Annotated in this window: 5 protein-coding genes; 3 read left to right on the forward strand and 2 right to left on the reverse strand. The window is 73.8% G+C overall.

Features of this window, described 5'->3' with window-relative positions:
- Window positions 1-29: 29 nt before the first annotated feature.
- Window positions 30-1,409: a FecCD family ABC transporter permease gene (locus tag ACZ4TV_RS22570; protein ID WP_468136519.1), complete on the reverse strand. Its 1,380-nt coding sequence runs from the start codon at window positions 1,407-1,409 to the stop codon at window positions 30-32.
- A gap of 1 nt (window position 1,410) precedes the next feature.
- Window positions 1,411-2,430 (reverse strand): heme/hemin ABC transporter substrate-binding protein, encoded by a 1,020-nt coding sequence (locus ACZ4TV_RS22575; protein ID WP_468136520.1) that lies wholly within the window; start codon window positions 2,428-2,430, stop codon window positions 1,411-1,413.
- Between the two features lie 114 nt (window positions 2,431-2,544).
- Between ACZ4TV_RS22575 and ACZ4TV_RS22580 the strand changes: the two genes are divergently transcribed.
- From ACZ4TV_RS22580 to ACZ4TV_RS22590, 3 genes are read left to right on the forward strand one after another with little or no spacing between them, the layout of a single operon-like run.
- Window positions 2,545-4,059, forward strand: a complete 1,515-nt coding sequence (locus ACZ4TV_RS22580; RefSeq protein ID WP_468136521.1) for an HtaA domain-containing protein — start codon at window positions 2,545-2,547, stop codon at window positions 4,057-4,059.
- Between the two features lie 59 nt (window positions 4,060-4,118).
- Entirely contained in the window at window positions 4,119-5,525 is a 1,407-nt protein-coding gene (locus ACZ4TV_RS22585) for an HtaA domain-containing protein (protein ID WP_468136522.1), read from the forward strand.
- Between the two features lie 24 nt (window positions 5,526-5,549).
- On the forward strand, window positions 5,550-6,224 hold the full coding sequence (locus ACZ4TV_RS22590) for a PhzF family phenazine biosynthesis protein (RefSeq protein WP_468136523.1): 675 nt from the start codon (window positions 5,550-5,552) through the stop codon (window positions 6,222-6,224).
- The last annotated feature ends 137 nt before the right edge of the window (window positions 6,225-6,361 follow it).

Here is a 6,361-nt window from a genome sequence, read left to right on the forward strand (position 1 = left end):
GAGTCGGGTGAGTCCGGTGAGTTTGCCGGTCACGCCCAGCCTCCTTGCTTGCGGCGGGTGCGGCGCAGCAGCCAGAAGAAGAACGGGCTGCCGAGCAGGGCGGTCAGTACGCCGAGCGGCAGCTCGGCGGGCTGGGCGACGGTCCTGGCCGCCAGGTCCCCCGCGACCAGGACGACGGCGCCGGCGAGGGCGCTGCCGGGGACCAGGAAGCGGTGGCCGGGGCCGTTGGCCATGCGCAGCAGGTGCGGGACGAGCAGGCCGATGAAGGTGATGACGCCGGCCACGGCCACGGCGGCGGCGGTGAGCAGCGCGACGACCACGATGAGGGCGAGGCGCAGCCGCTCGACGTCGATGCCGAGGTGGCGGGCGGGCCGTTCGCCGAGCGCGAGCAGGTCGAGGCGGCGGGCGTAGAAGGGGGCTATGAGCAGGCCCGCGACGGCGCAGGGCAGGACGGCGAGGACCTTGGGCCAGGTGGCCTGGGCGAGGGAGCCGAGCTGCCAGAAGGTGATCTGGTTGACCTGGCCGCTGTCCGCGAAGAAGACGAACAGGCCGATGAGGGCGCCGGCGAAGGCGTTGACGGCGATGCCGGTGAGGATGAGGGTGACGACCTCGGTCCTCCCGCCGTTGCGGGAGAGGAGGTAGACGGCGCTGACGGTGACCAGGCCCGCGACGAACGCGCAGAGGGGAATCGTCCAGTTCCCGAGGAAGCCGAGGCCGAGGCCGATGGCGGCGACCGCGCCGACTGCGGCGCCGGCCGAGATGCCGATGACACCGGGCTCGGCGAGGGGGTTGCCGAAGACGCCCTGCATGAGCGCGCCCGCGCAGCCGAGGCTGGCGCCGACGAGCAGGGCGAGCACGACGCGGGGGAGGCGTACGTTCCACAGCACGCTCTCCCCGACCCGGTCGAGGGGTGCCCCGCCGAGGCCCACGCGGTGCTGGACGGAGGCGAGTACGTCCCCGAGGGGGATGCGGTACGCGCCGACTCCTGCGGAGAGCAGGGCGAGGAGGAGCAGGGCGGCGACCAGGGCCGCGGTGAGCACCAGGGCCTTGCGGCCGCGCCGGGGCTTCGCGGGGCCGGTTGCCTCCGGCGGTGCGGTGGCGGGGCCGGTTGTCTCCGGTGGTGCGGCGGCGGGGCCGGTTGCCTCCGGCGGTGCGGCGGCGGGGCCGGTTGCGGCGGGGCCGGGGGTGGTGGTGCGGCCGGTTCCGCCGGGGCCGGGCGCGCGCCGGGGCGTCTCCTCGGGCGCCGAACGTGGCGAGGGGTCGGCGGGTGCGGCGGCAGTGCGTTCGGCGCCCTGCGGGGATCGCCCCGGCACACTCCCGTCCCCGTCGGAACCGGCGGCCAGGGTGCCCCGGGGGACGGCGGAGTCCGGGTGGGGAACCGTTGATTCGGCGGGGTCGTGGAGGGTCACCTCAGGCGGCCTTGCCGTAGAGCTGGGTGATCAGGGAGGACAGCACCTGGTCGGTGCGGGGGCCGTAGTTGAGGAGGACGCCGTCGTCGACCGTGACCACCCGGCGGTCCATGCCGGCCGGGGTCTGGGCGACGCCCGGGATCTTCACCAGGCCGTCGACGCCGCCGACCGAGTCGAGGCCCTTGGACATCACCAGGATCGCGTCGGGGGCGGCCGCCGCCAGGGCTTCGCTGGTGATCGGGGTGAAGTCCTTGCCGAGCCCGGACTCCTTGCCGGTGTCGACCGCGCCCGCCGCCTCCAGCAGCGAGGCCGCGCCGGAGTCCGAACCGCCCAGCAGGTAGACGGAGGCGGTGCCGCGCAGGTAGAGGAAGGCCACGCGGGGCTTCTTCCCGGAGGTGGTGGGGATCTCCTTGCGGGCGGCCGCGATGCGGTCGGCGGTGCGCTGGTTCAGCTGGGTGCCGGCCTCCTTGACGCCGAGCGCGGCGGCCACCGCGTCGATCCGCTTCGGGACGTCGTCCAGCGCCTTGGCGGGCGCGATGACCAGGAGCGGGATGCCGGCGTCGCGGATCTGCTGAATCGCTTCCGCGGGACCGCTGGTGGTCTCCGCCAGCACCAGCGTCGGGCGCAGCGAGAGCACGCTCTCCGCCGAGACCTCGTGGCCACGTGTCACCACCGGCAGCCGGGCGGCCTGTTCGAAGGTGGCCGTGATGTCCCGGGCGACGACCTGCTCGCCGAGGCCGAGCGTGTGCACGATCTCGTTGAGGCTGCCGGTGAGCGGGACGACCCGGTCCGCGGAGGTGACCGTGACCCGGGCGCCGTCGGCCGAGGGCACGGTCACCGGCAGTGCGGGCGAGGGCGCCGGAGCGAGCGGTTCCACCCGGTCCGGGGCGGCGGCGGCCGAGGCGTGGGCGGATGAGCCCGGGGTGGTGGCCGTACCTCCGCAGCCCGTCAGCGCGACCGCCAGTGCTGCCACGGCAAGTGCGAGACGGGGAAAGCGGTGTGACGCGGCGGGCGTAGGCACGAAGGCACCGTCCTGATCGTCCGACTGAGGTTCTGGAGACCGGGGGGTTCTCAACCGGCCAGGGGTAGCTTAGGTTAGCCTAACCTTGCTCGCTAGACCCTGGAGGGGGCTTTCATGCCCACGAGACCCGTCCGTGCGTTCACCGTCGCCCTGTTGGCGGGCCTGCTGGGGGCCCTGCTCCCGGCAACCGCCGCCCAGGCGGGCACCGTACAGGGGGGTCGGCTCGACTGGGGCATCAAATCGTCCTTCCAGAGTTATGTCACCGGGCCGGTGGCAAAAGGCGGTTTCAAGCTGAAGAGCGGCGCCGCCACGGTCGGCGGCAGCCTGTTCCGCTTCCACTCCGCGACCGGCTCCTACGACCCGGACTCCGGCACCTTCGAGGCCTCCTACTCGGGCGGGGTCACCTTCCAGGGCCACCAGAAGCCCGACGGCGCCCACGACTTGGACATGACCGTCAGCCGCCCCACCGTCAAGATCAGCGGCGGTAGCGGCACCCTGTACGTGGACGTCTCCAGCAAGGCCAAGGACACCGGCGCGGTCAGCAACCTGTCCCAGGTGCCCTTCGCCACGCTCGGCCTCGGCGGCGTCAGCATGAAGGGCGCCGGCAGCCCGCTGACCCTCACCAACATCCCGGCCACCCTCACCGCTCAGGGCGCCACGGCCTTCGCCGGGTACTACCCGGCCGGTGCGCAGCTCGATCCCCTCTCGCTCTCCGCCGACGTCACGTCCGCCCCGGCCGCGGAGCCTTCGCCCCCGCCGAGCGCGCAGCCGAGCGCCACGGCCGGGACCCCGCAGGCGCAGGGCGCCTTCGCCGACGCCGCCGTCGACTGGGGGGTGCGCCGCACCTTCCGCGAGTACGTCACCGGCTCGGTGGGCCAGGGCAGGTGGACCCTCGCCGAGGGCGCCCAGGACGGCGGCGCGCTCTTCCGCTTCCCGCAGGGCAAGGGCGCGTACGACGGCGGGAAAGGCACCCTTGACGCGGCCTTCGCCGGCACCGTCCACTTCACCGGCGCCCATCTGGACCTGAAGCTCTCCAAGGTGGGCGTGAAGGTGGAGAACGGCAAGGGGGTCCTGTCCGCGGACGTCACCACCGGCGGCGCGACGAAGAACGCCGTCGCGCTGGTGGAGTTCGACGCCAAGGGTCTGAAGACCGAGGGCAAGCTGGCCACGTTGACCGAAGCCCCGGCCGCTCTCACGGAGGGCGGCTCCCAGGCCTTCAACTCCATGTACAAGGCCGGTACCGAGATGGACCCCGTCTCGCTCGCGATCGCCCTGGACTCCACCGCCCAGCTGCCGGCCCTGCCCGACCTCGGCTCGACGGCCTCGCCCGCGCCCGCGCCCGCATCGCCGACCGCCGAGCCCGCTCCCGCCGCGAAGGCCGGACAGGCCTCGAACACCGGGCTCCTCATCGCCCTGACCGTGGCCGTGCTGGTCCTGGCCGGCGGCGTCGCCTTCCTGGTGGCCCGCAAGCGGCGTACGGGACCGGCGGCGCAGCCGGCTCCGGCTCCGGCCGCGGAACGGGCAGCGGAACCGGCGGACACGGCAGCCGAACCCGACGCAGCCGAACCCGCCGCCGCCGAACCCGACGCCGCCGAACCCGGGGCCGCGCCCACCGACGCACCGAAGTAGCGCTCCACCCTCCCCCCTTCCTTCCCTTCCGCCTTCTGTCACCCAGGAGTTCTCCAGCCATGTCGCCCATCCGCCGCCCGATCTCCCTCGCGGCCGCCGTCCTGACCGCCGCCGCGCTCGGCGCCACCGCCTTCGTCCTGCCCGCCACCGCGGCGGGCGGGCCACCGACCGCACCGGTGAAGATCACCGGTGGCTCCCTCGACTGGGGCGTGCTCGCGACCTACCGCGCCTATGTGACGGGCATGGCCAAGGGCTCCATCACGGTGGCGGACGGCGCCACGCAGAACGCCGACGGCAGCCTGCGGTTCGGCGTGCCCACCGGCCAGTACGACCCGGCCGGCGGCCACGTGGTGAAGGCGGCCTTCAAGGGCAGCGTCACCTTCTCCTCACCCGCCCCGCCGACCGGCCACGGCTTCGAGGTCACGCTCTCGGACTTCCGCATCGACACCGGCACCAAGAAGCTCACCGCGGACGTCACCAAGGGCGGTGCCACGACCCAGGACGTACCGCTGGCCACGGTGGCCTTCGCCGGTCAGTCGATGACCGACCTGGGGACCACCCTCACCAAGGAGGCCGCGGACGCGCTCGGCTCGCCGGGTTACGAGAACAAGGCGGGCGACCCGCTGACCGCCAAGCTGGAGTTCGAGAAGCCCGCCCCCAGTCCGACCCCGACCCCTACGCCGACCCCCACACCCACGCCGACCCCCACCCCCACCAAGACGCCCGCGCCGCCGGCCGACGGGGTGCAGAAGGTCCTCAGCGGCAAGCTGACGTGGGGTGTGAAGGAGTCCTTCCGCAGGTACGTGCTGGGCGCGGGCTCCGTCACCCCGGCCGGCGGAGCCGCCAAGAACGGCGAACTCTTCGACTTCGCCTTCGGCAAGGGCGAACTGGACGTCAAGAAGCAGAAGCTGACCGCCTCCTTCGAGGGCAACCTCCGCTTCCAGTACGCGGCCCACGGCATCGACATGACCTTCGGCAACCCCCGCGTCGACGCCACCGGCACGACCGGCATCCTGTACGTGGACGTCAAGAACGCCTCCGGCAGCAAGGCGGCCGTTCCCTTCGCCACGCTCGACCTGTCGAAGACCGACTACAAGACCAAGGGCGGCGTGCTGGCGCTGAACGCGGTTCCGGCGGCCTTCACCGCCGAGGGCGCGGCGGCCTTCGCCAACGACACCACCGGCTCCATGTACAAGGCGGGCGACGCGCTCGACCCGGTCACCTTCTCCGTGGCGGTGGACAAGGACGCCGTCCTGCCCACCACGGGCGCCACCACCGGCGGTACGGGCGGCACCGCGGGCGGTGGCTCCGTCGGCGGCTCCGCGGGAGGCTCCGCGGGCGGCAGCCTCGCCGTCACCGGCGCCGAGATCCCGGCCGGTGCCCTGCTCACCACTTCCGGCGCGGTGATCGCGGCCGGCGCGGGCGCGGTGTACCTCGCGCGCAGGCGTCGTACGGCCCAGGTGTGAGGTGAGCCGTGTTTCAATTCCCGCGTGAACGATCTCGACGTATTGAAGGTCTTCTGCGCGGGTGACGGCCGGTACGGCAACCTGCTCGGTGTCGTGCGCGACGGCCGGACCTGCCCCGACGACGCGTCGCGGCAGGCGCTGGCCGCCGAACTCGGCTACAGCGAGACGGTGTTCGTCGACGACCCCGAGCGCGGGGTCGTCGACATCCGCACCCCCGGCACGCGGATGTCCTTCGCGGGACACCCGCTGGTCGGGGTCGCGTGGCTGCTGGACATCGAGGAGCTCCAGCCGCCGGCCGGGGCCGTATGGGCCCGTGACGACGGGGAGTTCACCTGGATCACGGCCCGCCCCGAGTGGGTCGAGGGCAAGCGCACCGAGCAGTACGGATCCGTCGCCGAGGTCGAGGCGCTGCCGGCGCCGCCGCCGGGAGAGGGTTGGCTGTACGCCTGGGCCTGGGAGGACGAGACCGCGGGCCGCGTGCGGGCCCGCGGCTTCCCGCGCCGCCCCGACGGGGTCATCGCCGAGGACGAGGCCACCGGCTCGGCGGCGATCCTCCTGACGGCCCAGCTGAACCGCGCCCTGAACATCACCCAGGGCGCCGGCTCCCAGATCCTCACCGCCCCGGGCCCCGACGGCACGGTCGAGATCGGCGGCCGCGTCCGCTTCGCCCCCGCAAGAACCAGCCCCGCCGGCGTTTGAGGCGCGGGGTCTGGGGCGGAGCCCCAGCAGCGGCGGCAGGGGGGGGGGGGGGGGGGGGGGGGGGGGGGGGGGGGGGGGGGGGAGGGGGTCTGTTATGCCCTCGAGGGGAGAGAGGGGATGAGGGAGAACCGTGCGGC

The sequence above is a fragment of the Streptomyces sp. NPDC028910 genome (assembly GCF_055564955.1).

Excerpts from the sequence above, each read along its gene's own strand:
- ACZ4TV_RS22580 (WP_468136521.1), top strand. The coding sequence starts at position 2,545 with ATGCCCACGAGACCCGTCCGTGCGTTCACCGTCGCCCTGTTGGCGGGC.
- ACZ4TV_RS22585 (WP_468136522.1), top strand. The coding sequence starts at position 4,119 with ATGTCGCCCATCCGCCGCCCGATCTCCCTCGCGGCCGCCGTCCTGACC.